This window comes from Bacillus sp. FSL E2-8868, from assembly GCF_038005505.1.
Taxonomy (GTDB): Bacteria; Bacillota; Bacilli; order Bacillales; family Bacillaceae_G; genus Bacillus_A; species Bacillus_A mycoides.
In genome coordinates, this window is the sequence record NZ_JBBOTI010000002.1 from 1030086 (window position 1) to 1049830 (window position 19745).

At 36.7% G+C, this 19745-nt stretch carries 22 protein-coding genes; 1 reads left to right on the top strand and 21 read right to left on the bottom strand.

Annotation, left to right across the window (positions count from 1 at the left end; all coding sequences use genetic code 11):
- Positions 1–80: 80 nt before the first annotated feature.
- From aroA to NSS74_RS16225, 19 genes are all read right to left on the bottom strand, one after another.
- Positions 81–1355 (bottom strand): 3-phosphoshikimate 1-carboxyvinyltransferase, encoded by a 1275-nt coding sequence (gene aroA / locus NSS74_RS16135; protein WP_002188990.1) that lies wholly within the window; start codon positions 1353–1355, stop codon positions 81–83.
- Positions 1356–1512: 157 nt separating this feature from the next.
- Entirely contained in the window at positions 1513–2625 is a 1113-nt protein-coding gene (gene hisC, locus NSS74_RS16140; RefSeq protein WP_159146385.1) for a histidinol-phosphate transaminase, read from the bottom strand.
- 116 nt (positions 2626–2741) lie between these two features.
- Positions 2742–3827, bottom strand: coding sequence for a 3-dehydroquinate synthase (gene aroB, locus NSS74_RS16145; protein WP_002011826.1), 1086 nt, complete (start codon positions 3825–3827; stop codon positions 2742–2744).
- Positions 3827–4999: a chorismate synthase gene (aroC, locus tag NSS74_RS16150; protein WP_340813955.1), complete on the bottom strand. Its 1173-nt coding sequence runs from the start codon at positions 4997–4999 to the stop codon at positions 3827–3829. Before aroC ends, aroB begins: the two co-directional genes overlap by 1 nt.
- 300 nt (positions 5000–5299) lie before the next feature.
- A complete protein-coding gene (gene ndk, locus NSS74_RS16155) occupies positions 5300–5746 on the bottom strand; it encodes a nucleoside-diphosphate kinase (RefSeq protein WP_000415879.1) in 447 nt (148 codons plus the stop codon).
- Positions 5747–5870: 124 nt separating this feature from the next.
- Positions 5871–6833: a heptaprenyl diphosphate synthase component II gene (gene hepT / locus NSS74_RS16160; protein WP_002011823.1), complete on the bottom strand. Its 963-nt coding sequence runs from the start codon at positions 6831–6833 to the stop codon at positions 5871–5873.
- 52 nt (positions 6834–6885) lie between these two features.
- A complete protein-coding gene (gene menG, locus NSS74_RS16165) occupies positions 6886–7599 on the bottom strand; it encodes a 2-heptaprenyl-1,4-naphthoquinone methyltransferase (protein ID WP_002141031.1) in 714 nt (237 codons plus the stop codon).
- Positions 7600–7628: 29 nt separating this feature from the next.
- Positions 7629–8381, bottom strand: a complete 753-nt coding sequence (locus NSS74_RS16170; RefSeq protein WP_002188985.1) for a heptaprenyl diphosphate synthase component 1 — start codon at positions 8379–8381, stop codon at positions 7629–7631.
- Between the two features lie 271 nt (positions 8382–8652).
- A complete protein-coding gene (gene folE, locus NSS74_RS16175; RefSeq protein ID WP_002011819.1) occupies positions 8653–9222 on the bottom strand; it encodes a GTP cyclohydrolase I FolE in 570 nt (189 codons plus the stop codon).
- Between the two features lie 121 nt (positions 9223–9343).
- Positions 9344–9616: an HU family DNA-binding protein gene (locus NSS74_RS16180; RefSeq protein WP_001043860.1), complete on the bottom strand. Its 273-nt coding sequence runs from the start codon at positions 9614–9616 to the stop codon at positions 9344–9346.
- A gap of 298 nt (positions 9617–9914) precedes the next feature.
- On the bottom strand, positions 9915–11393 hold the full coding sequence (spoIVA, locus tag NSS74_RS16185; protein ID WP_000416521.1) for a stage IV sporulation protein A: 1479 nt from the start codon (positions 11391–11393) through the stop codon (positions 9915–9917).
- Between the two features lie 242 nt (positions 11394–11635).
- Positions 11636–12349: a hypothetical protein gene (locus tag NSS74_RS16190; RefSeq protein ID WP_002126422.1), complete on the bottom strand. Its 714-nt coding sequence runs from the start codon at positions 12347–12349 to the stop codon at positions 11636–11638.
- Between the two features lie 65 nt (positions 12350–12414).
- Complete coding sequence (locus tag NSS74_RS16195; RefSeq protein ID WP_002011815.1) at positions 12415–12618, bottom strand: DUF2768 domain-containing protein; 204 nt, start codon at positions 12616–12618, stop codon at positions 12415–12417.
- Positions 12619–12845: 227 nt separating this feature from the next.
- Positions 12846–13097 carry a stage VI sporulation protein F gene (locus NSS74_RS16200; RefSeq protein WP_000369753.1) on the bottom strand — a complete coding sequence of 84 codons (252 nt, stop codon included), beginning with the start codon at positions 13095–13097 and terminating at the stop codon, positions 12846–12848.
- A 116-nt stretch (positions 13098–13213) separates the two neighbouring features.
- Positions 13214–14236 carry an NAD(P)H-dependent glycerol-3-phosphate dehydrogenase gene (locus NSS74_RS16205; RefSeq protein ID WP_002011813.1) on the bottom strand — a complete coding sequence of 341 codons (1023 nt, stop codon included), beginning with the start codon at positions 14234–14236 and terminating at the stop codon, positions 13214–13216.
- Between the two features lie 18 nt (positions 14237–14254).
- Complete coding sequence (der, locus tag NSS74_RS16210) at positions 14255–15565, bottom strand: ribosome biogenesis GTPase Der (protein ID WP_002011811.1); 1311 nt, start codon at positions 15563–15565, stop codon at positions 14255–14257.
- Between the two features lie 124 nt (positions 15566–15689).
- Positions 15690–15875 (bottom strand): capping complex subunit for YIEGIA, encoded by a 186-nt coding sequence (locus NSS74_RS16215; protein WP_002086624.1) that lies wholly within the window; start codon positions 15873–15875, stop codon positions 15690–15692.
- A complete protein-coding gene (locus tag NSS74_RS16220; RefSeq protein WP_002086625.1) occupies positions 15872–16765 on the bottom strand; it encodes a YIEGIA family protein in 894 nt (297 codons plus the stop codon). The genes NSS74_RS16215 and NSS74_RS16220 overlap by 4 nt, the downstream gene beginning before the upstream one ends.
- Positions 16758–17369: a YphA family membrane protein gene (locus NSS74_RS16225; RefSeq protein ID WP_002086626.1), complete on the bottom strand. Its 612-nt coding sequence runs from the start codon at positions 17367–17369 to the stop codon at positions 16758–16760. Before NSS74_RS16225 ends, NSS74_RS16220 begins: the two co-directional genes overlap by 8 nt.
- Before the next feature lie 117 nt (positions 17370–17486).
- Here NSS74_RS16225 and NSS74_RS16230 point away from each other — a divergent pair, with 117 nt between their 5' ends.
- Positions 17487–17621 (top strand): YpzI family protein, encoded by a 135-nt coding sequence (locus NSS74_RS16230; RefSeq protein WP_000513901.1) that lies wholly within the window; start codon positions 17487–17489, stop codon positions 17619–17621.
- A gap of 126 nt (positions 17622–17747) precedes the next feature.
- Here the strand turns inward: NSS74_RS16230 and NSS74_RS16235 are convergent, their stop codons facing one another.
- Positions 17748–18536 carry a hypothetical protein gene (locus tag NSS74_RS16235; RefSeq protein ID WP_340813956.1) on the bottom strand — a complete coding sequence of 263 codons (789 nt, stop codon included), beginning with the start codon at positions 18534–18536 and terminating at the stop codon, positions 17748–17750.
- A gap of 151 nt (positions 18537–18687) precedes the next feature.
- Positions 18688–19737, bottom strand: a complete 1050-nt coding sequence (locus NSS74_RS16240) for a type 2 isopentenyl-diphosphate Delta-isomerase (RefSeq protein WP_002141028.1) — start codon at positions 19735–19737, stop codon at positions 18688–18690.
- Positions 19738–19745: the final 8 nt, after the last annotated feature.

The window sequence follows — 19745 nt, forward strand, 5'->3', positions numbered from 1 at the left end:
TCTCTTCTGTTCATTTATCATAAGCAACTAGGTGTAAGAACGCAACCTTTTGAGTGAGCTACCTCTTCCTATACTTTCTCTCATAGCGCAGCTAATTGTTCGAAAAATTCCGGATACGATACAGCGACCGCATCACTATTCTCTATTTTCACTTCTCCATCTATAATACACGATGCGATTGCAAGCATCATCCCAATACGATGATCGCCGTGACTATTAACAGTATTTCCTTTTAAACTTTGTTTACCATATATAATCATACCATCTGGTGTAGCTTCAATCTTCGCACCTAATTTGCCTAATTCATCTACAACCGTATCGATACGATTTGTTTCTTTTACTTTTAACTCCTCAGCGTTTTTAATAACAGTAATTCCTTCTGCCTGCGTTGCCAATAAAGCAATTACAGGAATTTCATCAATTAATCTTGGAATAAGAGTTCCACCAATTTCTATTCCTTTTAGTTTAGATGTTTCAATCGTAATATCCCCGCACGGTTCAAACTCTTCATTTCTAATATGATCGATAGAAATAAGTGCACCCATCTTTGTTAATACCTCTAAAACCCCTGTTCTCGTCGGATTTAAACCAACGTTTTCCAATACAAGCTTACTATTTGGGACAATTGCACCAGCTACTAAGAAAAATGCCGCCGAAGAAATATCTCCTGGAACTTCTATGTCTGCACCTTTAAGTTGTTGTCCACCTTGTAATGAAACAGTCCGTCCATTAACATCTACGGTACAACCGAATGCACGCAACATTCTTTCCGTATGATCACGAGATTGCATAGGCTCTGTTACCGTAGTAATCCCTTCCCCTTGCAAACCCGCAAGTAAAACTGCTGACTTCACTTGTGCGCTTGCTACTGGTGAATGGTAATGCATACCTTTTACCTTACCACCGCGAATAGATAAAGGTGTATATTGTCCGTTTTCTCTACCATCAATTTGAGCATTCATCTTACTAAGCGGGTCTGTAACACGTTTCATAGGACGTTTTCCAATTGATGCATCACCAATTATCGTACTATGGAACGGCGTATTTGCTAAAATCCCAAGCATAAGACGAATAGTCGTCCCTGAATTCCCCACATCTAATACTTCTTTCGGTTCTTGTAAATTATGTAATCCTTTACCGTAAATCGTGACATCGTTACCAAACTGTTCAATCTGGACACCTAGTTTTTGAAAACATGCAATTGTACTTAAACAATCTTCTCCTAATAAAAAATTTGATACTTTCGTCGTCCCTTCCGCTATCGCTCCAAACATAACAGAGCGATGCGAAATAGATTTATCTCCTGGAACAACAATTTTCCCATTCAAACTATTTTTTCGTCCTACTAGTTTCAAACTGTATCCTCCTCACATTTTAAATAAGTTATATGTACAATAGTTCTTCTTATACGTCTACTTCTATTGTAACGTTTTCTTTCTTGAACGTGCAAACAACTCCCCTTATTGCAGTTCAAATGAAAAAGGCTCCTGTAACAGGAGCCTCCACCATTTCTTAAGAATACGTTTCTTCTTTCTTCACTTGTTCTTTTACAAGTTCCGTAAGTAATTCAATAATCTCATCATTTTCTTCTTTTAATCCAACAGTAATACGAATACCATCATGCATACCAAATGCTGCACCAGAACGAACGATATATCCTTTTTTCATTAATCGTTCGAAAGCTTCATTACCAGGTATACCAAGTTTCAAGAAAATGAAATTCGTTTGAGATGGATAGTAGAATACGTTATATTCCTTACAAAATGCATAATATTGATTTAATCCTCTGGCATTTTTCTTCACACACTCTTGTAAAAACTGTTGATCCTCTATTGCCGCTAATGCTACCGCTTGGGCGATAGTTGATGTGTTAAATGGTAGTCTTGCTACCTCTAGCTGCCCAATAAGCTTTGCATCACCAATCGCATATCCAATACGAAAAGCAGCTAATCCATATGCTTTTGAGAATGTGCGTAGCACCATAAGATTTTCGTACTTTTCAAGAAGAGGTAATGTTTGCGGATAATCTTCTGCCCCAGCATATTCATAATATGCTTCGTCCATAATAACGAGCGCTGACTTTGGAACTGATTCTAAAAATGAAAGTAATTTTTGTTTTTCTACATATGTACCTGTCGGATTATTCGGATTACAAACCCATACAATCTTCGTTTTCTCATCTACTTGTTGTAACATTGCATCTAAATCGTGAATGCCATCTTTAAGTGGTACTTCACGAACTTCTGCTCCTTCAATAACAGCATGGTGATGGTATTGCGAGAACGTAGGGTTCGCCATTACAACATTTGTTCCATTATGTAGCAAAGCACGACTAATCATTTGAATGACTTCATCTAGCCCACTACCAAATAAAAGTTGTTCCGCTTTTACACCTAAATGCTCTGCTACTTTCTCACGAAGCTCAAATGCCGCCCCGTCCGGATAGAGTGCATATTGATTAGCTAACGAAGTTAATACTTCTGTCACACGCGCAGAGCAGCCAAACGGATTTTCATTCGATGCTAGTTTTACAATTTTTGATAATCCGTATTCTCTTTTTACTTCCTCAATATTTTTCCCAGGTACATATGCTCTCAAAGTTAACAATTGCTCTTTTACTCTCACTTTTCTTCCCCCAGTCATTGATATGATTTATAATGTCTTACTGTCATCTTTAATCATAACCGTCACCATTACGAGAATACCTTTAAATATGCATTTCATACCTGTTCTATGACTTTTTACACCATATCCTTTTGAAATGCTTCTAACGCAATATGAACAGTCTCATCTGAAATAGATACGACATTCACTCCCCCATATTCCTGCATAAGCACCATATGAATTGTTCCAGCATTTGCTTTTTTATCTTGTTTCATCAACTGAACGAGACGTTCTACATTCAAGTCACTTGGCATTTTTGGATAACCGTATTTCAAGAACCACTGCTTCATTTCTTCATAAGAAAGATCAACTTTGTACACTTGCTCACTTAAAAACATAGCAAATAGCATGCCAACCGCTACTCCATCACCGTGAGTAATATTCCCATATCCTAACTCTTTTTCAAGAGCATGTCCTAACGTATGCCCAAAATTCAAATGGGCACGTACACCTTTTTCTGTTTCATCTTGCGACACAATATTCGCTTTCACAGGAATCGCCTTCGTTAATATATGAATTAACTTTTCATCACGAAGATCCGTTAACGTTTGCACTTCTTCTTTTAACCAATGATATAGCTCTACATCACCAATAAGAGCATGCTTTATCACTTCTGCATAACCTGATCGCCACTCTTTTTCAGGAAGTGAATGTAAAAATGGCGTATGATATACAACAGCTTCTGGCTGATGAAATGCTCCAATCATATTTTTTCCTAGTGGATGGTTAATTGCTACTTTCCCGCCTACTGCGCTATCGTGAGCTAATAAAGTCGTTGGCACTTGGACAAAGCGAATACCACGCATAAACGACGCGGCAACAAATCCAGCCAAATCTCCAATCATCCCGCCTCCAAGTGCGATGATTAAAGAATTTCTATCTAATTTATTTTCAAGAGCCGAAGTGTGAGCCTCATAGAAATTTTCAAAAGACTTCTCTTTTTCGCCACTCGGTACAACAAACGAAAATACTTTTTGCTCTACTTGCAATGCATCAACAACTGTCTGTAAATGCAGTGATGCAACAGCTTCATCAGAAATGATCATTATGTTAGATACTGCAGGATTCATTTTTTGAATAAGCGTTGTTAAGTGTGACAACGCCTCCCTTCCAACATGTACATCATATTCTTTTGATTTCGTTTGAATATGTATGTTCTCCATTAAAATCCCCTCGCATATTCATTATGTTTCTCAATATTTTCACGTATAAGATCGATACGATCTAATCCAAATTGTTCAATTAAAGCTGTTGCGAGCTCCCAAGCCACAACAGCTTCAGCCACAACGCTAGCTGCTGGCACTGCACAACTATCTGAACGTTCAATACTCGCTGTAAAAGGTTCTTTCGTATCAATATCAACACTTTGAAGCGGTTTATATAATGTCGGTATCGGTTTCATAACACCGCGCACAACAACCGGCATACCAGTTGTCATGCCACCTTCTAATCCACCTGCATTGTTCGTTTTTCTTCTGTAACCTTGCACTTCATCCCAAAGGATTTCATCATGCACTTCACTTCCAGGTCTATGTGCTGCTTCAAAACCAATTCCAATTTCAACACCTTTAAAAGCGTTAATACTCATAATTGCCGCTGCTAATTTTGCATCTAATTTTCTATCATAATGTACATAGCTACCTACTCCAATTGGCATTCCTTCTACAACTACTTCAACAATACCACCGATAGAATCACCATTTGCCTTCGCATCATCAATTGCTTGCATCATCTTTTTACCGGCCTCTTCATCTAAACAACGTACAGGAGATGCTTCTGTAGTACTTTGTAATTCCACAATAGAGTTATATTTAATATTTGCTGCCTGTACACCACCAATCTCGATAACATGTCCCGCTACTTGTATACCTAATTCCGCTAATATTTTTTTTGCAACTGCACCAGCTGCAACACGAACTGTCGTTTCACGTGCTGAAGAACGCTCTAATACATTCCTCATATCTCTATGACCATATTTAATCGCACCATTTAAATCTGCGTGTCCAGGTCTAGGTTTCGTAACTTGCCTTTTCATTTCTTTCTCTTCCTGCTCAGTTAACAGCTCTGCACCCATAACCTTTGTCCAATGTGTAAAATCACGATTTTCAACAACAAGTGCAATCGGTGACCCCATCGTCTTCCCATGCCTAACACCACTTACAATTTGCACTTGGTCTTTCTCAATTTGCATGCGTCTACCGCGTCCATATCCTTTTTGTCTTCTAGCTAATTCTTCATTTATATCATTCGCTACTAAAGATAACCCTGCCGGAACACCTTCTAAAATTGTCGTAAGTTGCGGACCATGGGATTCACCAGCTGTAATATATCGCATACGTTATTCCTCTTTTCGCATATGTATTTATCCCGCTACATAAAGCAGCTATATTACCTTCCATCACTCTTTAAAATACAAAGAAATTATATAGTAAATCGAATGTTTGCTTTCACTACTTGTAATTGTTCGATTATTTTCATAATAGTAGACCTTTTACTTTACATACCAATATATCATAACAGTCCTAACTTCGTAACTGATCGAAATAAAAAAAGTGCAAGAAGAATACCCCTATTCTTCTCGCACTTTTTACTATTATCACAGTTATTAAAGCGTTTACAAATTATTTCAAAATAATTAGTAAATCCATTGATTCATTAATTTTGAGTAGTCTACTAATTCTTCTTCCTTAAAGAAAATAGCAATCTCGCGTTCTGCACTTTCTAAAGAATCCGAACCGTGGATAATGTTTTTCGCAACAGTTACACCGAAATCTCCACGAATTGTTCCAGGAGCAGCTTCATGTGGTCGTGTTTTACCCATCATATTGCGTGCTGTATCTACTACACCTTCACCTTGCCATACCATTGCGAATACAGGACCAGATGTAATAAAGTCTACTAATTCACCAAAGAAAGGTCTTTCTTTATGCTCACCGTAGTGTTGTTCAGCAATTTCCGGAGTAACTTGCATTAATTTTGCACCAACTAATTGAAAGCCCTTTTTCTCAAAACGAGCTACAATTTCCCCAATGAAGGCACGTTGTACACCGTCTGGTTTTACCATTAGAAATGTTTTTTCCATAAAAAATCTCTCCACTTCTGAATTATGTATGTAATTGTATATCCCCACACACATATTAACACCCTTATCACAATTGCGCAATAGTTTTGAAATAGAGAGATTATTTTATTTTTTAGACAAAACACTAAAATTTTCGTTTTCCAATATACTTTGCGACATTTTGCAACGCATACTTCGCCTGTCCACGAGGGAGTGGTTTTATTATTTCTAATGCTTTATGTAAATAACGTTCACTAAACGAAAATGCTTTATCAATAGCTTCGCTCGCTTTAATATCATCAATAATTTCTTTCATTTCACTTGCTGTTGTATTTTCATGCACAGATGTAATTTTTTGACGAAGAACTGGATCTTCCATGGCATACAAAACAGGTAATGTAATGTTACCTTGTAATAAATCACCACCAGCAGGCTTTCCAAGCTTCTCTTCTGTCGATACGAAATCTAAAATATCATCAATAATTTGATAAGACATACCAACAAAATATCCGTACCAAAATAGACGATTTACAGTATCACGATTAGCACCAGCAGCAATCGCTCCCAACTGACAACTTGCGGCGATTAACAATGCTGTTTTTCGTTTTATCCTTCTTAAATACGTTCTTAAATTTTGATCATAGTTATACTTATCTTTAATTTGTTCGATTTCACCTTTACAAACTTCTAAAATTGTATGAGACAACGCTTGATGTGCATCTGGAATTTCTATATTTGTTATACATTCAAGAGACTTTGCAAACAAGTAGTCTCCTGTATACATTGCAATACGATCTCCCCATTTCGCATTCACTGTTGCGCTACCGCGTCGTAAAAACGCAGCATCAATGACATCATCGTGAACAAGCGAAGCCATATGAATTAGTTCTAATGCAACCGCAACATGCTTAATTGCATCTAACTTATAATCCCCAAATTTCCCTGCAAGCAAAACAAAAACAGGGCGAATCCGCTTCCCGCCTGCTTCAATAAGCTGTAATGCCGCTTCTTCTACTAACGGCTGCTCAGAAGCAACTGTCTTCTTCAATTCTTTTTCTATAACATTAATATCCGATCGTAAAAAAGAGTACATAAGTTGTAACTTCATATTGTTCACCTTAACCTAAAACGTCTTTTTTCTTTTTTCTTTTTTCTTTTTTCTATTTTGATTCTGGTTTAATACCTAAATGCATAGCTGCTACACCAAAAGTAAATGGTTTCACTTGCACATTCTTAAGCCCAGCTTCTTCAAACATACATGCTAACTCTTTCATCCCTGGGAATGTACTAGCAGATTCCTGAAGCCATGAATATTCTTTATAACTTTTCGCAAACATCTTTCCAAATAACGGCATGATATATTTAAAGTATAAGACATACCCTTGACGAAAACCTATCATCGTTGGTTGAGATGTTTCCAGGCAAATTACTTTTCCACCAGGCTTTACTACACGCGTCATTTCTTTTAATACTTGCATGTAATCCGGAACGTTACGTAACCCAAAACCAATTGTTACATAATCAAACGTATTATCTTCATAAGGAAGTTCCATTGCATTTCCATGTATAAGTTCTACTTGCTTTAATTCTAAAGCTTCTACCTTTTGTTTACCGACAGCTAGCATATTTTCGCTAAAGTCTAAACCGTAAACCTTCCCATCTTCACCTACAGCTCCCGCTAGTGCAATTGTCCAATCTGCCGTCCCGCAGCATACATCAAGTGCCTTACTCCCGGGTTTCACATCCATAATTCGCATCGTTTCTTTGCGCCATGCCTTATGCCTTTGAAAACTAATTACAGAATTCATCACATCGTATTTATCAGAAATTTTCTCAAATACGTCATGTACTCTTTCTTCTTTTGATTGTTGCATGCTCGTACCTTCTTCCAATGTAAAGTTGCTTATGTCCTTGATTTATCTCTTAACATAGAAATTATCTCATTAACTTCTGTATGATTCTCTAAAAAATTTTCTTCCTGCTTTCTCATTTCCATAAGCCATTCATTAATAACTGTTTCCAAATTTTTATCATTATCCAATGAGATTTTTTGGACTGCTTGAAAAACAGGTGAATTTTGTTTATCAGCATACAATTGACACTCTTTTTGAAGACGATTTTTTCCTAACACATAAGTTATATATGGTTTCCAATTAGATAACTGAAAATGATCACATGTTTTTTGCAAAAGCGCAGATTCAATTATTACTACACTTTCCATTATGTCTTGAATCGTCACATGTGCTTTTTGATATAGCATAATTTTATGTTCATTAATCTCCTTAATTCCTTCAGCAAGTGCACGAATTAAGATAATATCACAATTCATTGACAATAAGTAATAGTATAGACCACTATAATAATCCCCTGCAAGAACTGTCAATTGACGACGCTTATGGAATCCACTCGTCTCTTCGTTTGCTTTATTTGATACTTTTTCATGTGTATCAAGAGCAATTTGTACAAGCATAATCGTTACGACATAATGATCAATTTGTTCTTTATGTATATTTGCACTTTTTAATGCACCGTATAACAGCGCTATTTTTTCTTCATCAATAAATGGTTCTTCAATATAGTTTATAAAATAAGGATGGCGTAATTTCTCCATCAATTTCTCTTTAATACCCGCATACCCTCCGTAGATGTCACACACAAAAAATCACCCTTGTTTTCTAATTCATAAAATTTATTATAACACATACATTCTATTTTCTATAATCAAAACTTGGCTACTTCTGCCAAACTGCCACCGAATAAAGCCTCAACTTTTATTCATACAAATTATCTTCGTCTCTAACAACTACAAACATTCATTTACACAAAAGGCAGAAGTAATTTTCAACCTTTATATTCTTGCTCTTTAACATTAAAACTATATCATTTTTTTGTATATAAAAAAAAGAAAAGCAGTTTCCCGCTCTTCTTTAATTCGTCTTAATAAACGATAAAATTTCACTACGTGCTGCTGCATCATTTTCTAACACGCCGCGCACTGCAGTCGTTACTGTTTTCGCACCAGGCTTTTTCACACCACGCATCGTCATACACATATGCTCTGCTTCTACTACTACCATTACACCATGCGGCTCTAGTACTTCCATAATAGAGTTAGCTACTGTTGATGTAATACGTTCTTGTAGTTGCGGACGACGCGCAATTGTGTCTACAGTACGAGCTAATTTACTTAGTCCCGTTACTTTTCCACCTTGCGGAATATATGCAACGTGAGCAACTCCATAAAACGGAACAAGATGATGCTCACACATCGAATAGAATGGTATATCTTTTACTAGCACAAGCTCTTCGTGGTCTTCTCCGAATACTTTGTGTAAATGCTCTTTCGGATCCTCATGCATTCCTGAGAATACTTCTGCGTACATTTTCGCAACACGTTTCGGTGTATCAAGTACTCCCTCGCGATTTGGGTCATCTCCGATTGCCTCTAAAATAAGACGTACTGCATGTTCAATTTGTTCTAAATTAACTTTTGCCATCCGCTAGCCCTCCCGAAAAACCTAAAAGTGATACGAACACATTCTAGCATATTTATGTTTTTAAAAGCAAAAAGAAGAGTTTCCAAAAAGGAAACTCTTCTTCCCTGTTAATATGTAAGGATTATTTAACCGCATCTTTTAACGCTTTACCAGGTTTGAATGCAGGTACTTTACTTGCAGCGATTTCAATCTCCTCACCTGTTTGTGGGTTACGACCTTTACGAGCCGCACGCTCACGAACTTCGAAGTTACCGAATCCGATTAGTTGTACTTTATCACCTTGTTTTAAAGCTTCTAAGATAGAATCAAAAACAGCGTCCACTGCTTTTGTTGCGTCCTTTTTAGAAAGGGAACTTGCTTCTGCAACAGCATTGATTAAATCTGTCTTGTTCATGCCATTCACCTCCTCCCAAAGATAAGACTGTATAATGATCATAAAATGAGTCTTACTTTCATTTGTAGGCAATTTTTACAAATTCTATACTACAAAGATGTAGATAAATCATTATCAACGCCTATATTATACGATTCTCCTTTATAATTCAATATTTTTAAGGAAATTGTTACTCTAAAAATGTGAAATTCTGATGAAACTTGACAATTTACAACAAAATATTAGATAATGACTGTTTATTTTTCTATTACGTACTCAAAAAGAAAAAAATCCCTCTACAATTAGAGGGATTTTTTTCTTATAATATAATCGCAATTAATCCGCCAGATCCTTCATTAATAATTCTTTCTAGCGTTTCTTTTAATTTATAACGAGCGTTTTCTGGCATTAGAGATAACTTCGCTTGAATTCCTTCTCTAACAATAGAGCTAAGAGAGCGCCCAAATATATCAGAATTCCAAATTGATAGCGGGTCATCTTCAAAATCTTGCATCAAGTAACGAACTAGTTCTTCACTTTGTTTTTCAGTACCGATAATTGGTTCAAATGTTGATTCTACATCCACTTTAATCATATGAATAGACGGCGCAACCGCTTTTAATTTAACACCGAACCTTGAGCCGTGACGAATAATTTCCGGTTCATCTAAGCTCATATCAGCTAATGCAGGCGCTGCTACTCCATATCCGGTTTGTTTTACCATCCGCAAGGCATCCGCCACTTGGTCATATTCTGTTTTCGCATGAGATAAATCGAGCATAAGCTTTAATAAATGATCTTTCCCTCGAATCTCTACTCCTACTACTTCTTTTAAAATTTGATCATACAATTCATCTGGCGCATATAAATCAATCTCTGCCACACCTTGCCCCATATCGATGCCAGCTAGACTTGCTCGATCAATAAATTCATATTGACTAAACTGCCAAACGACACGGTCCACATCACGAAGACGTTTTATATCCTTTACAGTCTCTTGAACCGCTTCCTGATAACTTTGGCGTAACCAATGCCCTTCATTTAGCACCATTACCCAGCTTGGAAGGTTTACATTCACTTCTAAAACCGGGAACTCGAATAATGCTTCTCGCAGTACGTTATACACATCTGTTTCTCTTAAACTCTCTACACTCATCGCAATTACTGGGATATCATATTCTTCTGATAAACTTTGACGTAACTGCTCCGTATCTGGATGGTATGGCTGTACAGTATTGATAATCATAATGAAAGGCTTTCCTACTTCTTTTAACTCATTTACAACGCGTTCTTCTGCCTCTATATAATCTCTTCTTGGAATTTCACCAATTGTTCCATCTGTTGTAATAACGACACCAATTGTTGAATGCTCTTGAATTACTTTACGTGTTCCGATTTCTGCAGCTTCATGGAATGGAATAGGCTCTTCATACCAAGGAGTATTAATCATGCGCGGACCATTCTCATCTTCATACCCTTTTGCTCCTGGAACCGTATATCCAACACAATCTACTAATCGAATATTCACTTCAAGACCTTCATCTACTTCGATAGAAACCGCTTGGTTTGGAACAAACTTCGGTTCCGTCGTCATTATTGTACGACCAGCAGCACTTTGAGGCAGTTCATCCTGCGCTCTTTGACGGTCTGACTCATTTTCAATATTGGGAATAACAACAAGTTCCATAAATTTTTTAATAAATGTTGATTTCCCTGTTCGAACAGCTCCTACAACTCCAAAATAAATATCACCGCCTGTGCGTTCCGCAATATCTTTAAAAATATCTACCTTTTCCAAGTGATTCCCTCCCTCAATATTTTTGGGAATAATTCCACGTTTATAGTCAACTAATACCTTCTCTAATGTTGCCTATAATATCTGATATAATATAATGGTATTCTAGAAGTTCGGACAATATATCATATAATTTTGTCCAATTTCATATGACTATTTAAAAATACCTTTTGTTTGCATCGCAAGTTGTATAACATAAAAAACCTTTCTTCTAGAACTTATTCACTAAAAGAAAGGTTCATGACTTATGATTTTAAAAAAATTGGTTCTCCATTTTTTACTGTATACGGCAAAGAGTATGCAGGAACAAACGGGGAATCCTTCGATAGTATACTCCGGATATCTTCACCTTCTTTAAATTGTCCTTCATTTTTTTTCAACGCTTCATATAAGTCGATTCTATAATCAACAAACAATTCTCCTTTTTCATTAATTACAAGAGGGAGACCTTTTCCTGAGTACGGACTTGTCACTTGTGGTACATCTTTATATCCTAGTTTTTTGAAGTCTAATTCATAAACACCATCTGTGATCACTTTTTTAAAAGGTGGATATTGATGTTCATCACGATACATTCTTAGCTTCAATGCCACTTCTTGAATTTGTTCCGCCATTCTCACATCAATTAACTTTACTGTCGGATTTTTTTCAACATCTATTAATACATATTGATATACTCCACCACTTTCATACGCATTCCCTGGTGCCTCTTGTATGTACCTTGGAGCAATTTTTTGAAAATCAATTGGATACTTCTGATAAATCGGCGTACTCATATCACGCGTCTTAATTGGTAATAAACCATCCGTTTGCTCCTTATATGTATTAATGGCTTTTTGTACAACTTGCAACTGGTCTTCATAAGGAATAGCACTTTGTTTCATATTTTCTCTTGGATACATACACCCTGTTAAAATGCTCATGCAACAAAATATTAAAATAATATGGATTTTTTTCACTGACAATCACCTTTTCATGCTAGTATGGACTGTTGCTTTTGTAACATTTACCGACTACACATCCTTTATTGCTCAATAGGGCCACTAAATACAACAAGGAAAATAACAATTCCCGATACAATCATGAGGGTGTACGCTACTAAAGCTGTAATCCCTTTCAAAAATTTATTCTTCATTTTATGCCTACTCAATAAAATAAAACTTACTGCAAGAAACATAAATCCAATTGCCCCTAAAGCAAACCACATTTTCATAAGTCCTTCCGACATATATACACCCCTTTACTTTCAATCTATTTTTATACTATTTTAACAAATTAAAATCTTTAAACAAATAAAAATCATCATTTTTCCGTGAATTGATGATTTTTATTTAAAATAATAAAACCGAAGCACGAAATGATGCGCTTCGGTTGACCAAATATGCCCTTAACAGCTCTATTCCCATTCTTTCATAACTATCATATGCATTCTCTAAACTCTTTGTTTCTCATAATTTATTTTTTAAACATTTTACTTAACGAACCAAAATCCGCCGGCATATTATTGTTAATAATCGCTTTTACAATTTGATCCTCTTGCTCTTTCGGCACTTCGCGTCCTGCCATTAGAGCAACTTGATGAATCAATTGGCGAAGCACTGTCTCATCACGTAAGTTCGCATTTTGAACAGACGACGCTAATTTAAAAATATCTTCTTTGTTCACTTTCGCTTCTTTTTCAATGTTATTAAAAATGTTGTTATCCATTCTTTTCACCCTCTCCTCAAGTTACTCTTCATCCTATGCAGAGATGAAAAATTGGTGAAAAGACCCATAAAAAATAAAAAACGGTAGAAGTACGAAATGTACTTCTACCGCTTTCTTTATAACAAATCAGGTATCGCTTCAACTTCATGTTTTCGAACACGTCCCATCAATGAGCCTACTGCGTCTTTCACATTATTCCCATTGAACAGCACGTCATATAAAGCAGCTGTAATCGGCATTTCAACTTCCATTTTCTCTGCCAATTCATGAGCAGCTTTCGTTGTTCTTACACCTTCTACAACCATACCCATACTTTCTAGCACTTCTTCTAAAGAGTGCCCTTTTCCAAGCATATTTCCAGCGCGCCAATTTCGGCTATGCACACTTGTACAAGTTACAATTAAGTCTCCCATACCAGTTAGACCAGCAAATGTTAACGGATTTCCGCCCATTTTTCTTCCTAAACGAGCAATCTCTGTTAAACCACGTGTCATTAATGCCGCTTTCGCATTATCACCTAATCCAAGCCCGTCAGATATCCCCGCAGCTAGTGCAATAATATTTTTTAAAGCACCACCAAGTTCAACTCCAACGATATCTGGGTTTGTATATACACGGAAATAGCTATTCATAAACAAATCTTGTACTCCCTCAGCCGCTTCCATACGCTTTGCTGCAGACGTAACAGTTGTCGCTTGACGCAATCCAACTTCTTCAGCGTGACTCGGCCCAGATAGTACAACAACATCCTTAATCAAGCTCTCTGGAATTTCTTCCTCAATCACTTCCGAAATACGTTTTGACGTACCTGGTTCGATTCCTTTACTTGCATGAATCCAAGTAATTGGCTCTGTAACAATTTCTTTCATCTCTTGCAATACGTCTCGGTACGCTTTCGTCGGTACTACTAGCAGTACTGTATTTACATCTACTAATGCTTCTTCTAAAGAAGAGTAGGCTACGATTGTGCTTGGCAATGTAATCCCTGGAAGATATCTACTGTTCTCACGCTTCGTATTAATTTCATTCATGAGTTCAGGACGGTTTCCCCAAATACGTACATCATGCCCATTGTCAGCTAATACCATCGCTAACGCTGTTCCCCAGCTACCTGCTCCTATTACTGTGATTTTTGTCATAAAATCACATCCTCTCCATTAGTCTCTTGCTCTAGCGATAATGTGAATCGGCGTTCCTACAAAACCGAACGCTTCACGTAAACGGTTCTTTAAGAAGCGCTCATATGAAAAGTGCATTAATTCTGTATCGTTTACAAATATAACAAATGTTGGTGGTTTTACCGCAACTTGTGTCGCATAGAAGATTTTCAGACGGCTACCATTATGTGTCGGCGTTGGATTCATCGCTACCGCATCCATAATTACATCATTTAATACATTCGTTTGTACACGGATGCTATGGCTTTCATTTACCTCATTGATAACCGGTAATAACGTTTGTGTACGCTTTTTCGTTTTCGCAGATAAGAATACAATCGGTGCATACTCTAAAAATTGGAAATGAGCACGGATGTTTTCTTCAAATGCTTTCATTGTTTTTTCATCTTTTTTCACTGCATCCCATTTGTTTACAACGATAATAACAGCTCGTCCTGAATCATGAGCATATCCAGCGATTTTTTTATCTTGCTCAATAATTCCTTCTTCTCCGTCTAAAACGACTAAAACAACGTCAGAACGTTCAATCGCTCTAAGTGCACGAAGTACACTATACTTTTCTGTACTTTCGTATACTTTCCCTTTTTTACGCATACCAGCTGTATCGATGATTACATAATCTTGATCATCTTTACTATATGGTGTATCAACAGCATCACGTGTCGTTCCCGCTATATTACTTACAATTACACGTTCTTGACCAAGAAGTGCATTTACAAGTGATGATTTCCCTACGTTTGGACGTCCAATTAAAGAGAAACGGATTGTTTCATCGTCATACGCTTCTTCTTCAATCTTTGGAAAATGATTTGCAGCTTCATCTAACAAATCACCAAGTCCTAAACCGTGTGTACCTGAAATCGGGAATGGCTCGCCAAATCCTAATGCATAAAAATCATAAATATCACTACGCATGTCTGGATTATCAACCTTATTTACCGCAAGTACAATTGGTTTTTTAGAACGGTATAAAATTTTAGCAACTTCTTCATCTGCTGCAGTTACACCATCGCGACCATTCGTCATAAAAATGATAACATCTGCTTCATCAATCGCTACTTCCGCCTGTTGACGAATTTGTGTCAAGAACGGCTCGTCTCCAATATCAATTCCACCTGTATCAATAATGTTAAACTCATGATTTAACCATTCTCCCGCACTATAAATACGGTCTCGCGTTATACCTGGTATATCTTCTACGATTGAAACTCTTTCTCCAACAATTCTATTGAAAATAGTAGATTTCCCTACGTTCGGGCGGCCTACTATCGCTATTACTGGTTTCGGCATATACTTTCATCCTTTCAACTTGCTTCTGTTTATTATGTAAAAAACCCTTCTTTGTGCAAGAAGGGATTTGCATTCCAGAATATTTCTCAACGTATCAAAACACCTCACATTATACCACACGTTACTAATGTTTCACAATAATATATACATTATCTTGTAAGCGATGTGCAATACCATCTAAAATAGCCTCTAAATTATTTGCAACAAATTCCAGTTCCTCTGTCGACTCGCAAATAAATAAAGGGGCACCACCTGCAAATTTCTCTGGCGTTGTTGTAATGACTGCGAGAATAACACTTTCTAACATCATCTCTTATCTCCCCTTCCTTTCGGAGCTTCTGATGACATATGAACAGCACTCTCTAATGTTGGTACATTTCCGATTACCCCTATCGCTTTTTCTGCATCTTGATCTTGCGGCAGAACAAAAATCCCAACTCTCCCATCCTCTAAATCACGCTTCGCTAACGGTACAAGTGCCGGCGTTCCAGAATCTCTATATATTCCTAAAGCAACCGAAACATCATGTAAAATAGCTTGCCGTTGTCCTAAGTTTGAGATTGTAACCATCGCATCTATCGATTTCGGTTTTAAAATAAATCCCATTCCATATTTCATAATTTCTTCTTGCCTTGCTGGCAATCCAATATTCATAATGTAAATATTATCAATATAAAGTCCCGCTCCTTCAAAACGAAGTGGAACGTGCTCTATTTCTACAAGGTCATGAAGTCTTTTACCTGACATTAATTTTTTCGCAATGAAAAAACTTACTATACCAGTAATTACCCCGGCAATCCATGAATCGAATCCTATATACGCAAACGTTGTTACAAACGACGTTAACATCGCCAAGTAGTTACGACTTTCAAATACTAATGCAATTCCTTCAATGTATGTATTACCACGTGGTACGAGCTCATATCCATCTAATTGTTGAAGCGTATTTCTTTCCATATTGCGCACATCACGAAATTGCGTCGCTGCTAACGTAAGAAATGTAATTGCAGAGAAATCTTTTTTCAAAACAGACGGAATCGCAATTGCTCCTAAGGCAGCCGCAATTAATCCCATCGCGATATGAATAATTTTCCCGTGAAGCCTCGTCGGATATTGCCTCGTATCGGTACGAAGCATTAACAACCTAGTTATTGTACCTGCAATTACGCCACATAAAATAGCTGGTGTATATTCAGTCATGTATTACCCTCGCCTTTCTTTTACGTGTTTTCCTCTTAAATTGTTCCATATATACCGATGCCTTTGTAATCCAAAGTAAAATCGCCATAAATAAAGTGGAAACAGCAGCAACATCTAAAAAAGCTAAACTGCCGTATTCATAAGGAAAATGTAATTTACGAAAAATCAGCGTCACCAATAATTCTCCTTGTAACATCCCTATATATAAGGAGCATAATCGTAATATGCGATCCCCGTGCAATAAAACCGATGCATACACAAGTGCACCACTTAACAGCAACAACCTATCAACCACAATCCAAATTGGATCATATACTTCTAACAAATGAAAGCTTGTATATAACATTGCAATAATAAGTGCCGAAAGTAAGGTATATAATTTTTTCCAAATAGAATATAACGCGATACCTACAAAAGAAATAATACAAAGCAAAAGGGCATTTACCGATATTGTGAAAGAAGCAATCGTCACATTTAACGGAGAACAAATAATAAAAATTAATATACAAGCACTTATCTTCCAACGAATAGATTCCTTTTTCATAAAAAAGGTCACGACAATCCACCCTATCCAAGCAACAAAATAAAAAGTACTCCCATCCATCATTTCACCTCCTATGATTTCCATTATGGGAACTTTTTATGAAAGTTAATCCTCCTTTTCTTTGTGCATAGTTTTTCTCATAACAGCAAAACTTTTAATAAGGAGGTGTAACTCACAATGGGTAAAGATCGCCAAGAACGAAAGCTAAGAGAATCACGCCGCGTTGAATCTGATCGCGACCAATCACTTCAATATCCCGGTGCAACAAGTCTTGATACACCAGAGCAAGCTCGAAAGCAGAATCAGCATTAAATAAAGTGAAACTTCAGTGGGGGATTATTAGTCCACACCAATCAAGCTGCCCTCAAATAGGCAATACAAAAAGACGGTTTCGATATTGTACGAAACCGTCTTTTTACACAATTATTTTATTTATTTCTACTCGTAATATAATTCTTTTGTTTTCGCATTATAAACCCTATCACTCAACGAGGCATCAATCGTAACTACACCTGTTGGTTTTTTAGAATATGTAATAACATAATACGTATGTAGAGAAGGATCTTTACTCTTTACCTCTACACGTACATAATCCATCTCTCCTATCTCATTTAACTTTCGCTCAACCTCTTTTTTCGCACCTACAATATCTTCTTTTTCTCCTTTAATTTCCCTACTCACAATGGTATTTCCTTGATCAGAAAGTAATACTACTTCAGCATTACTTAAACTCGCTTCATTTGGTATATTCAAATAATAAATTACATACGAATCTTCCGATGGATTTTTGTCTTCTCCTAATTCCCTTGGCAAAATTAGTGCTTCTATTCCACTTCCTGCATTCACCGTTGGATTCCTATACAATTTATTCCCGACTGCGATTGCAATATTTGCCGTTTTAATTGCTGATTGCGCTGTTGTTGAACTAGAATCTCCTTCTCTTACATTTGAAGTTAATGAAATTTCAACCTTTTTATTATATCCAGAAACCGCTGTATCTTCTCTTATATTTCGTGCATGGATGTTAAAATATTCACTATTATATGTAATGCGTCCTATTGAATTTTTACTATTTGAAGATACATTATCTCCTTTTTTATTAACATCCTCATCCCCAAAATTATCGTAAATTTTCCCTTGTTTCTTTTGACTCTTAAATAGCAATCTCTTATCTTGTTTTATCGCTAACCAGCTATATAGAGAAGAATACCTTCTTACTTTTATCATGTTTTTCCATAAAATATTTATATATACTTTTATTATAATGTAAATTCTCTCTTTTTTCCATTTATAGAATTATATAGAATGATAACTTCTCGCCCTCCCTCTTCATTTTACGAAAATAAAACGCAAAAAAATCAACCGGATGGTTGATTTTTTATCGCCTACTATAATGTACAGTGTCAATCCCTCGCTGCGCTAACCAATGGTACGTTTCACCTTTTACAACAAGAGGTACAGATTGTAACTCTTCTATCGTCTTCACGCCAAGAGCTGTCATAATAAATTTTAAATCTGTATGTAAAAGATCAATTTCATCCACTAAATTCTCAACACCATCTTGCATTAAAATACGTAAAAAGTATCCAGCAAACGCAGTTGTATTCGCCCCTAATGCGATTGCCTTCGCCACGTCAAGTGCTGTTTGTATACCCCCAGATGCAATAAAAGAGAGGTTATTATTTGTAGAGGTTGCTTCAATAATCGAGGTAGCTGTTTGTATGCCCCAGTTATTAAAATAAGAAAGCATTCGCTGTCTTCTTTCATTTTCAACAGCAGCAAAATTCGTACCACCTTGTCCGCCAATATCAATTGCTGTTATACCTATATTCGCTAACTGTTGTACTGTTTCCTTACTCATTCCAAAACCGACTTCTTTTACGATGACAGGTACTTTACTTTTTAAAACTATTTTCTCAATCCGCTGAAGTACACCAGTAAAATCACGGTCTCCTTCTGGCATCGTTAACTCCTGTATGACATTTAAATGAATTTGCAGTGCATTCGCTTCAATCATATCAACGGCACGCTCTGCCTGTTCGACAGTTGCCTCACTTCCTAAGTTTGCGAAAAAAATCCCATTCGGATTTACTTTCCTAACAACTTTATACGAAGCCGCTTCACTTTCATCTTTTAAAGCTGCCATTTGCGAACCTACAGCCATAGCAAGGTTATGATGTTTCGCTACATATGCTAATTGCTCATTAATATGTAATGTTTGCTCTCCTCCACCACCAGTCATCGCATTGATAAAAATCGGCGAACTTAGTGAAAGTTCGCCGATTTTTGTTTCACATGTTATAGTGTCATAACTTGAATTTGGCAAGCTTTGATGCACAAAATCAATATCATGAAAGCCATGCGTACGAGACTGACCAGTAGAAAGAGCATATTCAATATGATCTAATTTACGTTTTGCCCTTACCACTTGTACCC